This is a genomic window from Cellulosimicrobium funkei (assembly GCF_001019615.1).
GTDB lineage: Bacteria > Actinomycetota > Actinomycetes > Actinomycetales > Cellulomonadaceae > Cellulosimicrobium > Cellulosimicrobium cellulans_E.
Map to the genome: position 1 here is coordinate 12,841 of NZ_JNBQ01000010.1, position 17,021 is coordinate 29,861.

At 72.3% G+C, this 17,021-nt stretch carries 15 protein-coding genes; 3 read left to right on the top strand and 12 right to left on the bottom strand.

Annotated features, from left to right (window positions below):
- Positions 1-26: 26 nt before the first annotated feature.
- From FB00_RS10205 to uvrC, 9 genes are all read right to left on the bottom strand, one after another.
- Positions 27-374, bottom strand: a complete 348-nt coding sequence (locus FB00_RS10205; protein WP_047232819.1) for an RNA polymerase-binding protein RbpA — start codon at positions 372-374, stop codon at positions 27-29.
- Between the two features lie 128 nt (positions 375-502).
- On the bottom strand, positions 503-745 hold the full coding sequence (secG, locus tag FB00_RS10210) for a preprotein translocase subunit SecG (protein ID WP_047232868.1): 243 nt from the start codon (positions 743-745) through the stop codon (positions 503-505).
- A 207-nt stretch (positions 746-952) separates the two neighbouring features.
- Complete coding sequence (gene tpiA, locus FB00_RS10215) at positions 953-1,750, bottom strand: triose-phosphate isomerase (protein WP_082141201.1); 798 nt, start codon at positions 1,748-1,750, stop codon at positions 953-955.
- Positions 1,751-1,832: 82 nt separating this feature from the next.
- Positions 1,833-3,032 carry a phosphoglycerate kinase gene (locus tag FB00_RS10220; protein WP_047232869.1) on the bottom strand — a complete coding sequence of 400 codons (1,200 nt, stop codon included), beginning with the start codon at positions 3,030-3,032 and terminating at the stop codon, positions 1,833-1,835.
- Positions 3,033-3,190: 158 nt separating this feature from the next.
- Complete coding sequence (gene gap / locus FB00_RS10225; protein ID WP_047232821.1) at positions 3,191-4,195, bottom strand: type I glyceraldehyde-3-phosphate dehydrogenase; 1,005 nt, start codon at positions 4,193-4,195, stop codon at positions 3,191-3,193.
- A gap of 329 nt (positions 4,196-4,524) precedes the next feature.
- Positions 4,525-5,505 (bottom strand): DNA-binding protein WhiA, encoded by a 981-nt coding sequence (gene whiA, locus FB00_RS10230; protein WP_047232822.1) that lies wholly within the window; start codon positions 5,503-5,505, stop codon positions 4,525-4,527.
- Between the two features lie 83 nt (positions 5,506-5,588).
- Positions 5,589-6,554, bottom strand: a complete 966-nt coding sequence (locus FB00_RS10235; RefSeq protein ID WP_047232823.1) for a gluconeogenesis factor YvcK family protein — start codon at positions 6,552-6,554, stop codon at positions 5,589-5,591.
- 2 nt (positions 6,555-6,556) lie between these two features.
- Positions 6,557-7,543 carry an RNase adapter RapZ gene (gene rapZ, locus FB00_RS10240; RefSeq protein WP_047232824.1) on the bottom strand — a complete coding sequence of 329 codons (987 nt, stop codon included), beginning with the start codon at positions 7,541-7,543 and terminating at the stop codon, positions 6,557-6,559.
- A 20-nt stretch (positions 7,544-7,563) separates the two neighbouring features.
- Positions 7,564-9,741 carry an excinuclease ABC subunit UvrC gene (gene uvrC, locus FB00_RS10245; RefSeq protein WP_047232825.1) on the bottom strand — a complete coding sequence of 726 codons (2,178 nt, stop codon included), beginning with the start codon at positions 9,739-9,741 and terminating at the stop codon, positions 7,564-7,566.
- 116 nt (positions 9,742-9,857) lie between these two features.
- Here uvrC and FB00_RS10250 point away from each other — a divergent pair, with 116 nt between their 5' ends.
- Positions 9,858-10,343: an OsmC family protein gene (locus tag FB00_RS10250; protein WP_047232826.1), complete on the top strand. Its 486-nt coding sequence runs from the start codon at positions 9,858-9,860 to the stop codon at positions 10,341-10,343.
- Positions 10,344-10,446: 103 nt separating this feature from the next.
- Here the strand turns inward: FB00_RS10250 and uvrA are convergent, their stop codons facing one another.
- Positions 10,447-13,431 carry an excinuclease ABC subunit UvrA gene (gene uvrA, locus FB00_RS10255; protein WP_197088791.1) on the bottom strand — a complete coding sequence of 995 codons (2,985 nt, stop codon included), beginning with the start codon at positions 13,429-13,431 and terminating at the stop codon, positions 10,447-10,449.
- A 129-nt stretch (positions 13,432-13,560) separates the two neighbouring features.
- On the opposite strand from uvrA, the gene FB00_RS10260 reads away from it, so the two are divergent.
- Both FB00_RS10260 and FB00_RS10265 read left to right on the top strand, forming a co-directional pair.
- The gene (locus tag FB00_RS10260; protein ID WP_047232827.1) at positions 13,561-14,268 is read left to right on the top strand and encodes an MBL fold metallo-hydrolase; all 708 of its coding nucleotides are present in this window, start codon (positions 13,561-13,563) and stop codon (positions 14,266-14,268) included.
- A gap of 91 nt (positions 14,269-14,359) precedes the next feature.
- Positions 14,360-14,659 carry a YciI family protein gene (locus FB00_RS10265; RefSeq protein ID WP_047232828.1) on the top strand — a complete coding sequence of 100 codons (300 nt, stop codon included), beginning with the start codon at positions 14,360-14,362 and terminating at the stop codon, positions 14,657-14,659.
- 9 nt (positions 14,660-14,668) lie between these two features.
- Here the strand turns inward: FB00_RS10265 and FB00_RS10270 are convergent, their stop codons facing one another.
- Both FB00_RS10270 and FB00_RS10275 read right to left on the bottom strand, forming a co-directional pair.
- A complete protein-coding gene (locus FB00_RS10270; RefSeq protein WP_082141203.1) occupies positions 14,669-15,799 on the bottom strand; it encodes a TerC family protein in 1,131 nt (376 codons plus the stop codon).
- Entirely contained in the window at positions 15,799-16,803 is a 1,005-nt protein-coding gene (locus FB00_RS10275; protein WP_047232829.1) for a TerC family protein, read from the bottom strand. The genes FB00_RS10270 and FB00_RS10275 overlap by 1 nt, the downstream gene beginning before the upstream one ends.
- Between the last annotated feature and the right edge of the window lie 218 nt (positions 16,804-17,021).

Sequence of the window (17,021 nt, forward strand, 5' to 3'; positions counted from 1 at the left end):
CCGGCCTCCGCGCCAGGCCCGGAACGTCAGCGACCGCGACGGGCCCGCAGGGCGGCGAGCGCCTCGTCGAGGATCGCGACGCCGTCCTCGTCGCTGCGACGCTCCTTCACGTACGCGAGGTGCGTCTTGTAGGGCTCGTTGCGCGACGGGGTCGGCGGGTTCTCCCGGTCCTGCCCGGCCGGGAACCCGCACCGCGGGCAGTCCCAGGTCTCGGGAGCCTCGATCTCCGCCTCCGAGGAGAAGCTGGGCCGCGTCTCGTGGCCGTTCGCGCACCAGTAGGACACCCAGAAGCGCGGTGCGATCTCGCCGCGCTCGGACTCCCCGAGCGGTCCCGCCCCGACGCGCGACCCGCGGATCGCGTTACCACCTGCCACGTGCTCTCCCCCGTCCGTGCCGTCGTCGGCACTCGATCCTGCCCGTACCGCGCCGTCCGGCGCGGCTGCCCCCTGCCGACTCCTCGAGCCCTGCTCGACCGCGACGCCCCGTGCGGGACGCCTGCGGGTCAGCTCACCTTCTGGAGGAGCCCCAGGAGCACGATGACGACAGCCCAGACGAGGGCGAACGCCACGGTGATCCGGTTGAGGTTGCGCTCGGCGACGCCGGAGCTGCCCACCGAGCTCGAGATCCCGCCGCCGAACATGTCGGAGAGGCCGCCGCCCTTGCCCTTGTGCATGAGCACGAGCAGGGTGAGGAAGCCGCTGGTGAGGACCAGCAGGATCTGGAGGATGATGCGCAGCACGTCCACGAGTACGTCCTTGAGGCTCAGGGCCGTCCCGACCGATGTCGAGCGCGACCGCACGGTTGTCGTGCGCAGGCGTGACCTGCCGCACAGGGGACAAGAGTAGGCGACGGGAGGCCGCTGCGGCCAACCCCGGCCGCCGTCGTCTCACGTCAGCGACCGACGGCCCCGGGATCCGCTCCCGGGGCCGTCGGCGCGAGGGTCTCGCGGAGGTCAGGCCCCGGTCGCGTGCGACTGGTAGCGCGCGATCTTCGCGAACTCCTCGGGGTCGAGGCTCGCGCCGCCGACGAGCGCGCCGTCGACGTCGGGCTGGGCCATGATCGCGGCGACGTTGGACGACTTCACCGAGCCGCCGTACAGGATGCGCGTCGCGTCCGCGACGTCCGCGTCGTACAGGTCGCCGAGGGCGCCGCGGATGGCACCGCAGACCTCCTGCGCGTCCTCCGGCGTCGCGACCTCGCCCGTGCCGATGGCCCAGACGGGCTCGTACGCGATGACGAGCGTCGCGAGCTGCGCGGCGGGGATGCCCGCGAGGGCGCCCTCGACCTGGGCGAGGGTGTAGGAGATCTGCTCGCCGGCCTTACGGACGTCCAGGCCCTCGCCCACGCACAGGATCGGGGCGACGCCCTGACCCACGGCGGCGACGATCTTCGCGTTGGCCTGCGCGTCCGTCTCGCCGTGGTACTGGCGGCGCTCGGAGTGGCCGATCGCGACGTAGCTCACGCCGAGCTTGGCGAGCATCGTCGCGGAGATCTCGCCCGTGTACGCGCCCTCGGCGTGCGCCGAGACGTCCTGCGCGCCGTACTTGAGCTCGAGCTTGTCCGCGTCGACGAGCGTCTGCACCGACCGGAGGTCGGTGAAAGGCGGCAGCACGGCGACCTCGACGGCCGCGTAGTCGTGCTTCGCGTCCTTGAGGGTCCACGCGAGCTTCTGCACGGTGTGCGTCGCCTGGTGGTGGTCCAGGTTCATCTTCCAGTTGCCCGCCATGAGCGGGGTACGGCTGTTCGCCACGGTCCTTCTTCTCTCTGTGGGGGTCGCACCGCCCGCGGGCACGGCGTGCCGCGGGCGGTGCGTGAGGATGGTTCGGGAGGGCTCAGCCCTCGAGGACGGAGATCCCCGGGAGGTCCTTGCCCTCGAGGAACTCGAGGCTCGCGCCACCACCGGTCGAGATGTGGCTGAAGCCGGCCTCGTCGAAGCCGAGGATGCGGACCGCGGCGGCCGAGTCGCCGCCGCCGACGATCGTGAACGCGCCGTTCGCGGTCGCGTCGACGAGCGCCTGGGCCACGGCACGCGTGCCGCCCGAGAACGCCTCGAACTCGAACACGCCGGCGGGACCGTTCCACACGACCGTCTTCGCGTCGACGATCTTGCTCGCGAAGAGCTGCGCGGACTCGGGGCCGATGTCGAGGCCGATCTTGTCGGCCGGGATCGCGTCCGCGGCGACGACCTCGTGCGGCGAGTCGGCGGCGAACGCGTCGGCGACCACGATGTCGGTCGGCAGGACGATCTCGACGCCGTTCTTCTCGGCGTCCGCGAGGTAGCCCTTGACGGTGTCGATCTGGTCCTCTTCGAGGAGGGACTTGCCGACGCCGTAGCCCTTGGCGGCGAGGAACGTGAACACCATGCCGCCGCCGATGAGCAGACGGTCCGCCTTGGTGAGCAGGTTCGCGATGACGCCGAGCTTGTCCGAGACCTTCGACCCGCCGAGCACGACCGCGTACGGGCGCGCGGGGTCCTCCGTCGCCTTGCGCAGGGAGTCGACCTCCTTGAGGACGAGCTCGCCGACGGCGGACGGCAGCACCTGCGCGACGTCGTAGACCGACGCCTGCTTGCGGTGCACGACGCCGAAGCCGTCGGAGACGAACACGTCCGCGAGCTGCGCGAGGTCGTGCGCGAGCGACTGGCGCTCCGCGTCGTCCTTGGAGGTCTCGCGCGCGTCGAAGCGGATGTTCTCCAGCAGCGCGACCTCGCCGTCGGCGAGCGCGGCCACCGTCTCGCGCGCCGAGTCGCCGACGACGTCCTGCGCGAGGTGGACCGGCACACCGAGCAGCTCGCCGAGGCGTGCGGCCACGGGGGCGAGCGAGTACTTCGCGTCCGGCTCGCCCTTGGGGCGGCCGAGGTGCGCGGTGACGATCACCTTCGCACCCGCGTCGGTGAGCTTCTTCAGCGTGGGGAGCGCGGCCCGGATGCGGCCGTCGTCCGTGATGGTCGTCCCGTCGAGCGGGACGTTGAAGTCGGAGCGGACGAGGACGCGCTTGCCGCGCAGGTCGCCCAGGGAGTCGATGGTCTTCATGCGGTCTCCTACGGTTCGGTCGCCGTCGTACGGGGCGCCTGCCGAGGACCGGCCGGGCCCGCACATGAGGACGTCCGCGTGCGCGTCACCGGGCGGTGCCGGGACGCGCACGCGGACGCATGGTTGCTACGCAGGGTCGTGCTGCGTCAGCAGGTGGCTCAGAGCTTGTCGCCGACGAGCTGCGTCAGCGCGACGAGGCTGTTCGAGTAGCCCCACTCGTTGTCGTACCAGGAGACGACCTTGACCTGGTCGCCGATCACCTTGGTGAGCTTCGAGTCGAAGATGCTCTGGTGCGGGTCCGTGACGATGTCGCTCGAGACGATCTCGTCCTCGACGTAGGCCAGGACGCCCTTGAGGGGGCCCTCCGACGCGGCCTTCACCGCGGCGTTGACCTCGTCCACCGTGACCTCGCGCGAGGCGGTGAAGGTGAGGTCCGTCGCCGAGCCCGTGATGACCGGCACGCGCAGCGCGAAGCCGTCGAGCTTGCCCTTGAGCTCCGGCAGGACGAGCGACACGGCCTTGGCCGCACCCGTCGAGGTCGGGACGATGTTCTGCGCGGCGGCGCGGGCGCGACGCAGGTCGCGGTGCGGGCCGTCCTGCAGGTTCTGGTCACCCGTGTAGGCGTGGATCGTGGTCATGAGACCACGCTCGATGCCGATCGAGTCGTTGAGCGCCTTCGCCAGCGGGGCGAGGCAGTTCGTGGTGCACGACGCGTTCGAGATGATGTGGTGCGCGGCCGGGTCGTACTGGTCCGAGTTCACGCCGACGACGAACGTCGCGTCCTCGTTCTTGGCCGGGGCCGAGATGATGACCTTCTTGGCGCCGGCGTCGATGTGCGCCTTCGCCTTGGTCGCGTCGGTGAAGAAGCCGGTCGACTCGATGACGATGTCGGCACCCAGCTCGCCCCAGGGGAGGTTCGCGGGGTCGCGCTCGGCGAGAGCACGGATCTTCTTGCCGTCGACGATGATGTTGTCGTCGTCGAAGTCCACGCTCAGCGGGAAACGGCCGAGGACCGTGTCGTACTTGAGCAGGTGCGCGAGCGTCTTGTTGTCCGTGAGGTCGTTGACGCCCACGATCTCGATGTCGGCGCCCGACTCGACGATGGCGCGGTAGAAGTTCCGTCCGATACGACCGAAGCCGTTGATACCGACGCGGATGGTCACAATGCCCTCCTCAGGGCGCGCCGGTTGTCCCGACGCACACGGTTGATGCCGAACGATCACGTACGCCGTCGTACGCAGGTGGTGATCGCGCCCGTGCCCCGCTGCCCGGGATCCCGGCACAGCATCCTCCGTGCCCGTGGACCGTCACGGCGACAGCCGGGACCACCCACGCCCACGAGGGGTGTCAGCGAAGGAGCACGTCGTTGTCACCTGACGCATCCGAGCCTATACCAACACCACGCCAGCGTGTGACCTGGATCCCACGGTTCGGGACCATCGTCCCGTCGGTGCATGACGTCCAGGTGGCGGGCGCGCCCCGGACGGGCTGGTCAGAGGTCGAGCAGCTCCGGGCTCAGGCCCGCCTCGGTGTCGGGGATGCCGAGCTCGGCCGCGCGCTTGTCGGCCGTCGACAGCAGGCGCCGGATGCGTCCCGCGACCGCGTCCTTGGTCAGCGGCGGGTCCGCGAGCTGTCCCAGCTCCTCGAGCGACGCCTGCTTGTGGGCGAGCCGGAGCTCGCCGGCCTCGCGCAGGTGGTCGGGCAGGTCCGGGCCGAGGATCTCGAAGGCCCGCTCGACGCGCGCCCCCGCCGCGACGGCGGCCCGGGCCGAGCGTCGCAGGTTCGCGTCGTCGAAGTTCGCCAGCCGGTTCGCGGTCCCGCGCACCTCGCGCCGGGCGCGTCGCTCCTCCCAGACCAGGACCGCCTCGTGCGCGCCCAGGCGTGTGAGGAGCGCGCTGATCGCGTCCCCGTCCCGGATGACGACGCGATCGACGCCGCGCACCTCGCGCGACTTCGCGGAGACGCCGAGGCGGCGGGCAGCGCCGACCAGGGCGAGCGCGGCCTCCGGACCGGGGCAGGTGATCTCGAGCGCCGACGACCGGCCCGGCTCGGTGAGCGACCCGTGCGCCAGGAACGCGCCGCGCCATGCCGCCTCGGCCTCCTCCACCCCGCCGGAGACGACCTGCGGCGGGAGCCCTCGCACAGGCCGCCCGCGCTGGTCCAGGAGGCCCGTCTGGCGGGCCAGCGACTCGCCGTCGCGCACGACGCGCACGACGTACCGGCTGCTCTTGCGCAGCCCCCCGGCCGACACCACGATCAGCTCGCTCGTGTGCCCGTAGACGTCCGCGATGGTCTCGCGCAGGCGGCGCGCCGCGATCGCGGTGTCGAGCTCGGCCTCGATGACGACGCGGCCCGAGATGAGGTGCAGCCCGCCCGAGAACCGGAGCATCGCCGAGACCTCCGCCTTGCGGCACGAGGTCTTGTCCACCCGCAGTCGAGCCAGCTCGTCCTTCACCTGTGCCGTGAGCGCCATGCGGGACATCCTGCCATCGATGCCGTGGCGTCGCGGCGGCGGACCGGGCGCCCGTCGGCCGCCGGGACCCGCGTCCCGCAGGCTCAGCGCGCGGGCGAGCCGACGTCGCCGAGGAAGTCGTCGAACACGTCCCGGTACGCCGCCGCCAGGCGCAGCGCGTCGTGCCGCGGGGTGCCGTCCCCGCGCCGCACCTGCCGCAGGAGGAGGCGCGCACCCATGCGCGCGGACGCCTCCGCGAGCTGCTCCGTGTCCTCGACGGCGGACGGGTCCGCGACGACGGCGTCGATCCGGAGACCGGGCGCGTGCTTGTGCAGCGCCTCGAGGTGGTCCGTCGCCGTCAGCCCGTAGGTCTCCCCCGTCTCGCTCGACAGGTTGAGCGTCACGCAGCGCCGCGCGGAGGTCTCGTGCAGGGCGCGCGCGAGGTCGGGCACGAGCAGGTGGGGCATCACCGACGAGAACCACGAGCCCGGGCCCAGCACGACCCAGTCCGCGTCCTCGACCGCCCGGACCGCCTCGGCGCAGGCCGGCGGGTCCGCCGGGACGAGTCGCAGCTGCTCGATGCGGCCGTGCGTCACCGCGACGTGGCTCTGCCCGACGACCGTCTCGAGCCGGTCCCCGGTCCGCACGTCGGCCTCGATCCCGAGGGGCACCGACGCCATGGGCAGCACGCGCCCGCGGGCGCCCAGGAGCTTGCCCACCCAGTCGAGACCGGCGACCGGGTCGTCGAGCAGCTCCCACAGCGCGACGATGAGCAGGTTGCCCACCGCGTGGTTGTCGAGGTCCCCCTCCGACGTGAACCGGTGCTGCAGGAGCGCGCTCCACGTGCGGCCCCACTCCGAGTCGTCGCACAGGGCCGCGAGCGCCATGCGCAGGTCCCCCGGGGGCAGGACGCCGAGCTCGGTGCGCAGGCGCCCGGACGACCCGCCGTCGTCGGCCACGGTCACGACGGCGGTCAGCCGGTCCGACATGAGGCGCAGCGCGGACAGGCTCGCGGACAGGCCGTGGCCGCCGCCCAGGGCGACGACGGCAGGGTTGCGCTGGGCGACCACGATCACTCCTTGCCGAGGTCGCGGGCGGTGACGATGACGCGCTGGCCCTGCGCGCGCAGGCGCGCGGCGATCGCCTCGCTGATCGCGACGGAACGGTGCTTGCCCCCGGTGCAGCCCACGGCGATCGTCACGTAGCGCTTCTCCTCACCCAGGTAGCCGGCCAGGACCGGCTCGAGCGCGTTCACGTAGCGGTCGACGAACTCGAGCGCGCCGGGGCGCCCGAGCACGTAGTCCCGCACGGGGGCGTCCCGCCCGGTGAGGTGACGCAGCTCGGTGATCCAGTACGGGTTCGCGAGGAACCGCACGTCGACCACGTGGTCGGCGTCGAGCGGCAGCCCGTACTTGAACCCGAACGAGACGACGTTGATCCGCAGGGTCTCGGGCGTCCCGTCCGCCACGGCGGCACGGACCTCGCGCGCGAGGTCGTGCACCGTGAGCTCGGACGTGTCGATGACGACGTCGGAGCGCTCCTCGAGGCTCGCGAGCAGGCGTCGCTCCTCGGCCAGGCCGTCGAGGATGCGCCCCTCCCCCTGGAGCGGGTGCGGGCGCCTGACCTGCTCGTACCGGCGCACGAGCACCTCGTCGGAGGCGTCGAGGAACAGGATCCGGTAGAACACCCCGCTCTGGCGGAGGTGGTCGAGCACCTCGACGAGGTCGGTGAAGAACTCGCGGCCGCGCACGTCGACGACCGCCGCGATGCGCTCGAGCGTCGAGCCCGACCGCGTCATGAGGTCCACGAGCGGGACGATCATGCGCGGCGGCAGGTTGTCGACGACGTACCAGTCGAGGTCCTCGAGCACGGCCGCGGCCCGGGTGCGCCCGGCGCCGGACATGCCCGTGATGATGAGCACCTCGGCCTCGCGCGGCTCCGGGGCGTGGGTCGCCGCCTCGATCGCGGGGATCCCGCTGGGGACCGTGGTCGGCGAGGGCTCCGGCACGCGGGCGGGCGGCCCCTGCGGGCTGAGGTCCGGGGTCGGCTCCGAGGTCATGGCACCAGCATGCCAGCCGCTCACGCCCGGGCCGTGGCCCCGTCACCCACCGGAGTGTCCCGGGCGACCTCGGGCACGCCCTCCGGGCGCGTGGCGCCCTCGGTGGGCGCCGGCCCCGTGGGGGCCGCTCCCGGGGACGGCTCGGCGGCTCCGCCCAGGGCGGCGACCACGGCGCGCGCCGTGCGCTCGCCCATGCCCCGCACGCTCGCGATCTCCTCGACGCTCGCGGCGCGCAGGCGCTTGAGCGAGCCGAAGTGCTTGAGGAGCGCGGTGCGCCGCGCCGGACCGAGGCCCGGGACGTCGTCGAGCGCGGACGCGGTCATGCCCTTGCTGCGCTGCCTGCGGTGCTGGGCGATGGCGAACCGGTGCGCCTCGTCGCGCACGCGCTGGAGCAGGTAGAGGCCCTCCGACGAACGCTGGAGGATCACCGGGTAGTCGTCCCCCGGGACCCACACCTCCTCGAGGCGCTTGGCGAGGCCGCACAGCGCGACGTCGTCGATCCCGAGGTCGGCCAGCGCCCGGGCGGCGGCGGCGACCTGCGGAGGGCCGCCGTCGACCACGACGAGGTTCGGCGGGTAGGCGAACCTCGCTCGCCTGTCCACGGGGGCGTCGGCGTCGACCTCGCCGCTGCGCGGCACGTACCCCGCAGCCTCCGCGGCCCGCTCCGCGCGGCGGCCCGAAGCGTCGGAACCGGCCGCCACGTCGTCGGCCTCGAGGTCCAGCTCGACCTCGCCCGAGCGCGAGCGGTCGGACAGGTAGCGCTTGAACCGGCGCGTGATGACCTCGTACATCGCCGCCGTGTCGTCCGCGGCGCCGTCGCCGTCGGGCCCGCGCACGGTGAAGTGGCGGTACTCGCTCTTGCGCGCGAGGCCGTCCTCGAACACGACCATCGACGCGACCTGGTACGTGCCCTGGTTGTGCGAGACGTCGTAGCACTCGATCCGCAGCGGGGCGGTGTCGAGGTCGAGCGCCTCCTGGATCTCGCGCAGCGCCTGGCTGCGCGTCGTGAGGTCGCCCGCCCGGCGCGTGCGGTGCAGGGCGAGCGCGTGCTCCGCGTTCGCCCGCACGGTCGCGGCGAGCTCCTTCTTGTCGCCGCGCTGCGGGACCCGGACGTCGACGCGCGCGCCCCGCAGCCCCGAGAGCCAGGTCGTGACCTGCTCGGTGTCCGGCGGCAGGACGGGGACGAGCACCTCGCGCGGGACGACGTCGCGCGCGCCGGCACGGCCCTGGCCGGTCCCCGGGTCGGCCGCCGCGGCCTCCTCGGCCGCACCGTAGACCTGCTGGAGCAGGTGCTCGACCAGCTCCGCGTCGGTCACGTCCTCGACCTTCTCCACGATCCAGCCGCGCTGGCCGCGGATCCGCCCGCCGCGCACGTGGAACACCTGGACGGCCGCCTCGAGCTCGTCGCCGACGAGCGCGAAGACGTCGGCGTCCGTGCCGTCGCCGAGCACCACCGCGTTCTTCTCGGTCGCGCGCTGGAGAGCCACGATGTCGTCGCGCAGGCGCGCCGCGGCCTCGTACTCCATCGCGGCGGCGGCCTCGTTCATCTTGCGCTCCAGACGGCGGACGAAGCGCTGCGTGTCGCCCGCCATGAAGTCGCAGAAGTCCTCGGCGAGCGCCCGGTGGTCCTCGGGCGTGATGCGCCCGACGCACGGCGCCGAGCACTTGTCGATGTACCCCAGGAGGCACGGGCGGCCCGTCTGGTGGGCCCGCTTGAAAACGCCCGCCGAGCACGTGCGCACCGGGAAGACGCGGAGCAGGAGGTCGAGCGTCTCGCGGATCGCCCAGGCGTGCCCGTAGGGGCCGAAGTACCGCGTGCCGGGCCGCTTGGCGCCGCGCATGACCTGGGCGCGGGGGAACTCCTCCCCCATCGTCACCGCGAGGTAGGGATAGGACTTGTCGTCGCGGTACTTGACGTTGAACCGCGGGTCGAACTCCTTGATCCAGGAGTACTCGAGCGCGAGCGCCTCGACCTCGGTGCCGACGACGGTCCACTCGACGGACGCCGCGGTCGTCACCATCGTCTGCGTGCGGTGGTGCAGGTTCGCGACGTCCTGGAAGTAGTTCGACAGGCGCGCGCGCAGGTTCTTGGCCTTGCCGACGTAGATCACGCGCCCGTGGTCGTCGCGGAACCGGTAGACGCCTGGCGAGGTGGGGATCTCCCCCGGCGCCGGGCGGTACGTCGCGGGATCAGCCATGTTCTCCAGCCTAGGTCAGGCCACCGACGGTGCGGCGGCAGGGGACGTGCGAGTGCCGCGGCGGGCCCGGCGAAGACGTGGTGTGACCTGCACCACCGCCCGCTAGGGTGGCGGCCATGAGCGCACACCACGGGTACGCCGCCACGGTCCGCTGGACGGGCGCGGGCGACAGGGGCACCGCCTCGTACACGGCCTACGGCCGCGACCACGACGTGCTCCTCGAGGGGAGGCCGCCGCTGCCCGGGTCCGCGGACCCGGCGTTCCGCGGCGACCCGACGCGCTACAGCCCCGAGGAGCTGTTCGTCGTGAGCCTCTCGCAGTGCCACATGCTGTGGTTCCTCCACCTCGCCGCGGCGGCGGGCGTGGTCGTGCGGGAGTACGTGGACGACGTCACCGGCACCATGCGCGTCGAGTCCGGCGGCGAGGGGCAGTTCACGGACGTCACGCTGCACCCCCGCGTCGTGGTCGACGACGGCCCGGGGACCGACGAGGAGTCGCTGGCCGCGCTCCACCGCCGCGCGCACGACCACTGCTTCATCGCGCGCTCGGTGAACTTCCGCGTGCTCGTGGAGCCGGCGCCCGCGCGGCGGGCGGCAGCCTGAGCGCTCCGTCCGTGGTCGCGGACGCCCGCGGTGACGGTCCGAGGACGCGTCACCGCGGGGTCGCCCGACGACGGCGTGCCGGGGCTTCCCTGCCGGGTCGCGGCTAGGCCGCGGAGGCCTTGCGGCGCGAGCGCGTCGTGCCCTCGTCCGTCGCCCGGCGGGCCTTGGCCGAGCGGCCCTTGGCCCCCTTCGCGGCGGGCGTCTGCGCGGCGCCGGGCTTCGTCGGTGCACCGACCGGCACCGGGTCGTGCTGGTCGAGGATCTCCGCGAGGAAGCGGCCGGTGTGGCTCGCCTCGACGCGCGCGACCTGCTCGGGCGTGCCCTGCGCGACGACCTTGCCGCCCCCCGAGCCGCCCTCCGGCCCCATGTCGACGACCCAGTCGGCGCTCTTGATGACGTCGAGGTTGTGCTCGATGACGAGGACGCTGTTGCCCTTGTCGACGAGCGACTGGAGCACGCCGAGCAGCTTGCGGATGTCCTCGAAGTGCAGGCCCGTGGTCGGCTCGTCGAGCACGTAGATCGTGCGCCCCGTCGAACGCTTCTGGAGCTCGCTCGCGAGCTTCACGCGCTGCGCCTCGCCCCCGGAGAGGGTCGGCGCGGGCTGTCCGAGGCGGACGTACCCGAGGCCGACCTCCACGAGGGTCTTGAGGTGGCGGGAGATCGCCGGGACGGCCGCGAAGAACTCCGACGCCTCCTCGATCGGCATGTCGAGGACGTCGGCCACGGTCTTGCCCTTGAAGTGCACCTCGAGCGTCTCGCGGTTGTAGCGCGCGCCGTGGCACACCTCGCACGGCACGTAGACGTCCGGGAGGAAGTTCATCTCGATCTTCAGCGTGCCGTCGCCCGAGCACGCCTCGCAGCGGCCGCCCTTGACGTTGAACGAGAAGCGGCCGGGAGTGTACCCGCGCACCTTGGCCTCGGTGGTCTCCGCGAAGAGCTTGCGCACGTGGTCCCACACGCCCGTGTACGTCGCCGGGTTCGACCGCGGCGTGCGCCCGATCGGGCCCTGGTCGACGTGCACGACCTTGTCGAGGTGGTCCAGGCCCGTGACGCGCGTGTGCCGGCCCGCGACCTGGCGCGCGCCGTTGAGCTCGTTGGCGAGGACCGTGTAGAGGATCGAGTTCACGAGCGTCGACTTGCCCGACCCCGACACCCCGGTCACGGCGGTGAACGTCCCGAGCGGGAAGCTCACGTCGATGCCCGTGAGGTTGTGCTCGCGGGCGCCGACGACCTTGACCTGACGGCGCGGGTCGGTCGGGCGGCGCTCCGCCGGGAGCGGGATGCTGCGACGGCCCGAGAGGTACGCGCCCGTGACGGACTCCGGCGCCTCGAGCAGGCCCGCGTAGTCGCCGGAGTGCACGACGCGACCGCCGTGCTCGCCCGCGCCCGGGCCGATGTCGACCACCCAGTCCGCGGTGCGGATGGTGTCCTCGTCGTGCTCGACGACGATGAGCGTGTTCCCGAGGTCGCGCAGGCGCGTGAGCGTCTCGATGAGGCGGCGGTTGTCGCGCTGGTGCAGGCCGATGCTCGGCTCGTCGAGGACGTAGAGGACGCCCACGAGGCCCGAGCCGATCTGCGTCGCGAGGCGGATGCGCTGCGCCTCGCCGCCGGACAGCGTCGCGGCGGGGCGCTCGAGCGAGAGGTAGTCGAGGCCGACGTCGAGCAGGAAGCCGAGCCGCGCGTCGATCTCCTTGAGCACCTCCGTCGCGATCGCGCGCTCGCGCGCGCCGAGCTCGAGCGCCCCGAGGAACGCCGCGGCCTCGCGCAGCGGGAGACGGCACACGTCCCAGATGGACTTGCCGCCCACCTTGACCGCGAGGACCTCGGGCTTGAGACGAGCACCCTGGCACACGGGGCACGGGACCTCGCGCATGAAGGCCTCGTACTTCTCCTTCGACCAGTCCGACTCGGTCTCGGTGTGCCGGCGCTCGAGGAACGTGATGACGCCCTCGAACCCGGTCGAGTACTGCCGCTCACGGCCCCAGCGGTTCTTGTACCGCACGTGCACCTGGTGGTTCTGCCCGTGCAGCACGGCCTTCTTCGCGCGCTCGGGCAGCGCCCGCCACGGCGTGTCCATGGAGAACCCGAGGTCGTCCGCGAGCGCCGTGAGGACCCGCTCGAAGTACTCCGAGGAGATCTGGGCCCACGGCGCGACCGCGCCCTCGCCCAGCGACTTCTCGACGTCCGGCACCACGAGGTCGGGGTCGACCTCGAGGCGGAAGCCGATGCCCGTGCACTCGGGGCACGCGCCGTAGGGCGCGTTGAAGGAGAACGTGCGCGGCTCGATCTCGTCGAGCGCGAGCTCGTGGTCGTTGGGGCACGCCCGCTTCTCGGAGAAGCGGCGCTCGCGCGCCGGGTCGTCGGCGTCGGCGTCGACGAGCTCGATGACGACGAGACCGCCCGCCAGGCCGAGCGCGGTCTCGACCGAGTCGGTGAGCCGGCGCTGCACGCCCTCGCGCGCCACGAGGCGGTCGACGACGACCTCGATGTCGTGCTTGAGCTTCTTCTCCAGAGCGGGGACGTCGGTGAGCGTGCGCACCTCGCCGTCGACGCGGGCGCGCGCGAAACCCTTGGTCTGGAGCTCCTTGAAGAGCTCGGAGTACTCGCCCTTGCGCCCGCGGACCACCGGCGCGAGCACCTGGTACCGCGTGCCCTCCGGCAGCTCGAGGAGCCGGTCGACGATCTGCTGCGGCGTCTGCGCGGTCACGCGCTCGCCGCAGACGGGGCAGTGCTGCGTGCCGGCGCGCGAGAAGAGCAGGCGCAGGTAGTCGTAGACCTCGGTGATGGTGCCGACGGTCGAGCGCGGGTTGCGGTTCGTGGACTTCTGGTCGATCGACACCGCGGGCGACAGGCCCTCGATGAAGTCGACGTCGGGCTTGTCCATCTGCCCGAGGAACTGGCGCGCGTACGCGGACAGCGACTCGACGTAGCGGCGCTGCCCCTCCGCGAAGATGGTGTCGAACGCGAGCGACGACTTGCCCGAGCCGGAGAGCCCCGTGAAGACGATGAGCTTGTCCCGCGGGAGGTCGAGGTCGACGTTGCGGAGGTTGTGCTCGCGGGCACCGGAGATGACGAGGCGATTGCTCACCGCAGCATCGTACGACCGACCACCCACATTCGCACAGGTGTTCGACATCACGTTCGCGCGTCCTCCGACGAACGCTCACCGCGGGCGCACCCGTCCCCGACACGGTCCCCGCCGCGGCAGACTGACGGCATGGTGTACACGGGACAGGTCGTCGTGGGCGGGCCGAGCGACCGGCGCCGCCTCGACGAGGTCGAGATCCGCAAGCTCGCCGTCGGACCGCTCGCGAACGACGTCTACCTGCTCACGTGCCGGCGGACGGGTGCCCAGGTCCTGATCGACGCCGCGGACGCGCCCGACGACGTCCTCGCGCTCGTCCGCGACGGGTCGCCGGCCGCACGCCTCGACGTCGTCGTCACGACGCACCACCACACGGACCACCTGCGCGCGCTCGCCTCGATCGTCGCGGTCACCGGCGCGACGACGGCCGTCGGGGACCTCGATGCCGACGCGGTCGCGACCGCCGCGGACGTGCACGTCACCCGCCGTCTCCGTCATGGCGACGTCGTCCGCGCCGGGGACATCGCGCTCGAGGTCGTGGCGCTGCGCGGGCACACGCCGGGATCCGTCGCGCTGGCCTACCGCGAGCCCGCCGAGGTGCACGAGCCGGAGGCGGTGGCGGGCCGGGTGCACCTGTTCACGGGCGACTCGCTGTTCCCGGGCGGCGTCGGGAACACCCAGCGCGACCCGGCCCGCTTCGAGCGGTTGCTCACGGACGTCACGGAGCGCGTCTTCGACCGGTTCGACGACGCGACCTGGGTCTACCCCGGCCACGGCGCGGACACGACCCTCGGCGCCGAGCGCCCGCACCTCGACGAGTGGCGCGAGCGCGGCTGGTAGCGGGGGGCGGACCAGCCCGGGACGCCGCCGCGGTGACGACCGAGGCGCGGACCCGACCGCGCGCCGTCGCGGGTCCTGGTTCACTGACGGCATGCCGATCCACGCCGTCACCTACGTCTACGCCGACCGCGCCGCCGAGCTCGACGCGCTGCGTCCGGAGCACCGCGCGTTCCTGGGCGACCTGTACGCCCGGGGCACGCTCCTGGCGTCCGGCCCCCTGCCCGCGCACGAGGGCGCACCCGCCGGGGCGCTGCTCGTCCTCGACGGGGAGACGCCCGACGCCGTCGCCGCAGTCCTCGACGAGGACCCGTTCGGGCGGGCGGGCCTCGTCGCCGAGCGCACCGTCCGCCCCTGGGCGCCGGTCATCGGCGACTGGGCGGACCGCGCCTGACCAGGCGCGCTACCGCGCGGCGCCGTCCTGCGGGCCCGTGCCCCACGACGGCGTCTCGCCGGCCGCCGGCGCGGCCTCGCCCACCGGCTCGTCGGCCGGCGTCTCGACCGCATCCTCCACGGGACCGGCGCCGCCGCCCGCGGGGGCGGCAGCAGCGTCGTCCTGGGCGTGCAGCGCCCGCGTCCGCAGCAGGCTCGCGACGGTGGTGACGACGAGCGCACCGATGATCACGACGAGCGACAGCCAGATCGGGACCGTCGGCACGGCGTCGAGGTGCTCGCCGCCGTTGACGAACGGCAGCGTGTTCTCGTGCAGCGCCTCGAGGATGAGCTTCACGCCGATGAACCCGAGGATCACCGCGAGACCGATCGGCAGGTAGACCAGCCGCTCGAGCAGGCCGCCCAGGAGGAAGTAGAGCTGGCGCAGGCCCATGAGCGCGAAGACGTTCGTCGTGAAGACGATGAACGGGTCCTGGGTGAGCCCGAAGATCGCGGGGATCGAGTCGAACGCGAAGAGGAGGTCGGTGCTGCCGATCGCGAGGAACACGATGACGAGCGGGGTGAAGACCCGCTTGCCGTCCTCGACCGTGCGCAGCCGGCCGCCGTCGTACTGCGTGCCCAGCGGCAGCACCTTCCGCAGCGCCCGCACGGCGCGGTTCTCGTGGTACTCCTCGGGCTCGTCCCCGCCGGCCACGAGCTTGATCGCCGTGTAGATGAGGAACGCGCCGAACAGGTAGAACACCCACACGAACTGCGCGATGATCGCGGCGCCCGCGAGGATGAACGCCCCTCGCAGGACGAGCGCGACGATGATGCCGACCATCAGCACGCGCTGCTGCTGGTCCCGCGGGACCGCGAACCTCGCCATGATGATGACGAACACGAAGAGGTTGTCCACGGAGAGGCTGTACTCCGTGAGCCACCCCGCGTAGAACTCCCCGGCCGGTGCCGCCCCGCCCACCGCGCCCACGATCGCCCCGAAGACGAGGGCGAGAGCGACGTAGAAGCCGACCCACAGCGCGCTCTCGCGCATCGAGGGGACGTGCGGGCGGCGCCCCACGACGAACAGGTCGACGAGGAGCAGCACCGCGAGCGCCGACAGCGACGCCCACTCGAACCAGACGGGGAGCTCGTGAACCATCAGCGTGAGCCCTCCGAGCTCTCGACGGAACGCCGACGGTCGGCGCGGTCCTTGGCGAGGCTCGCGACCGTGGTGATCGTGAGCACGACGACGATGAACCCGAGGGACAGCGCGGTCGGGATCTCCGGGATGACGGTGATGTGCTCACCGCCGTTGATGAACGGCACCTCGTTCTTGTGCAGCGCGTGGATGAGCAGCTTGACGCCGATGAAGCCGAGGATCGCCGCGAGGCCGTACGCGAGGTAGACGAGGCGGTCGAGGAGGCCGTCGATGAGGAAGTAGAGCTGGCGCAGGCCGAGCAGCGAGAACGCGTTGGCGGCGAACACGAGGTAGGTCTCCTGCGTGAGCCCGAAGATCGCCGGGATCGAGTCCACCGCGAAGAGCAGGTCGGCGCTGCCGATGGCGATCATCACGATGAGCATCGGGGTGATGTAGCGCTTGCCGTCGATCTTCGCCGTCATCTTGTCCTCGACGTACGTCTCCGTCGTCGGGAACAGGCGGCGGGTCAGCTTCAGCGCGCCGTTCTCGTGGAACTCCTCGTCGTGGCCCGAGCCGGCCTTCACCTGCGTCCACGCGGTGTAGAGCAGGAACGCGCCGAAGACGTAGAAGATCCAGCTGAAGTTCTCGATGAGGGCCGCGCCGAGGAAGATGAAGATCGTCCGCAGGACCAGCGCGATCGTGATGCCGATGAGCAGCACCTTCTGCTGGTAGAGCCGCGGGACCCGGAAGCTCGTCATGATGAGGACGAACACGAAGAGGTTGTCGACCGACAGGCTCTTCTCGGTGATGTAGCCGGCGAAGTACTCGCCGCCGTACGTCGAGCCCCAGACGGCCCAGACGATCCCGCCGAAGGCGACCGCGACGGCGACGTAGCCGGCGGACCACCAGGTGGCCTCGCGCAGGCTCGGGGCGTGCGGCGTGCGCACGTGCCCGACGTAGTCGACGGCGAGCATCGCGAGGATCACGCCGATGGTGACGAGCCAGGCCCAGACAGGCACATCCATGAAGATTCCTCCGGTACGTGGGGAGCACTGTGTACCGAAGGTCTCTTCCGCCACGCGCCGCCACGCGCACCCGCACGGGAAGCGGGCTGGTGGTTGCGGGACCGGTGACACCGGGCCGACGACTGCGCCGGCCGTGATGACGACATCACCGCGGAGGAATACTCCCCTTCAACGAGGAGCCAGCATAGGCCATCGCTCCTCCGGACGTGACAACACCA

Bases quoted from the DNA above. Each gene is read 5' to 3' on its own strand.
- FB00_RS10260 (WP_047232827.1), top strand. From the start codon at position 13,561: ATGGTGTACACGGGACAGGTCGTCGTGGGCGGGCCGAGCGACCGGCGC.
- FB00_RS10275 (WP_047232829.1), bottom strand. From the start codon at position 16,803: ATGGATGTGCCTGTCTGGGCCTGGCTCGTCACCATCGGCGTGATCCTC.
- FB00_RS10270 (WP_082141203.1), bottom strand. From the start codon at position 15,799: ATGGTTCACGAGCTCCCCGTCTGGTTCGAGTGGGCGTCGCTGTCGGCG.
- uvrC (WP_047232825.1), bottom strand. From the start codon at position 9,741: ATGGCTGATCCCGCGACGTACCGCCCGGCGCCGGGGGAGATCCCCACC.
- FB00_RS10265 (WP_047232828.1), top strand. From the start codon at position 14,360: ATGCCGATCCACGCCGTCACCTACGTCTACGCCGACCGCGCCGCCGAG.
- whiA (WP_047232822.1), bottom strand. From the start codon at position 5,505: ATGGCGCTCACGGCACAGGTGAAGGACGAGCTGGCTCGACTGCGGGTG.
- FB00_RS10250 (WP_047232826.1), top strand. From the start codon at position 9,858: ATGAGCGCACACCACGGGTACGCCGCCACGGTCCGCTGGACGGGCGCG.
- FB00_RS10220 (WP_047232869.1), bottom strand. From the start codon at position 3,032: ATGAAGACCATCGACTCCCTGGGCGACCTGCGCGGCAAGCGCGTCCTC.
- rapZ (WP_047232824.1), bottom strand. From the start codon at position 7,543: ATGACCTCGGAGCCGACCCCGGACCTCAGCCCGCAGGGGCCGCCCGCC.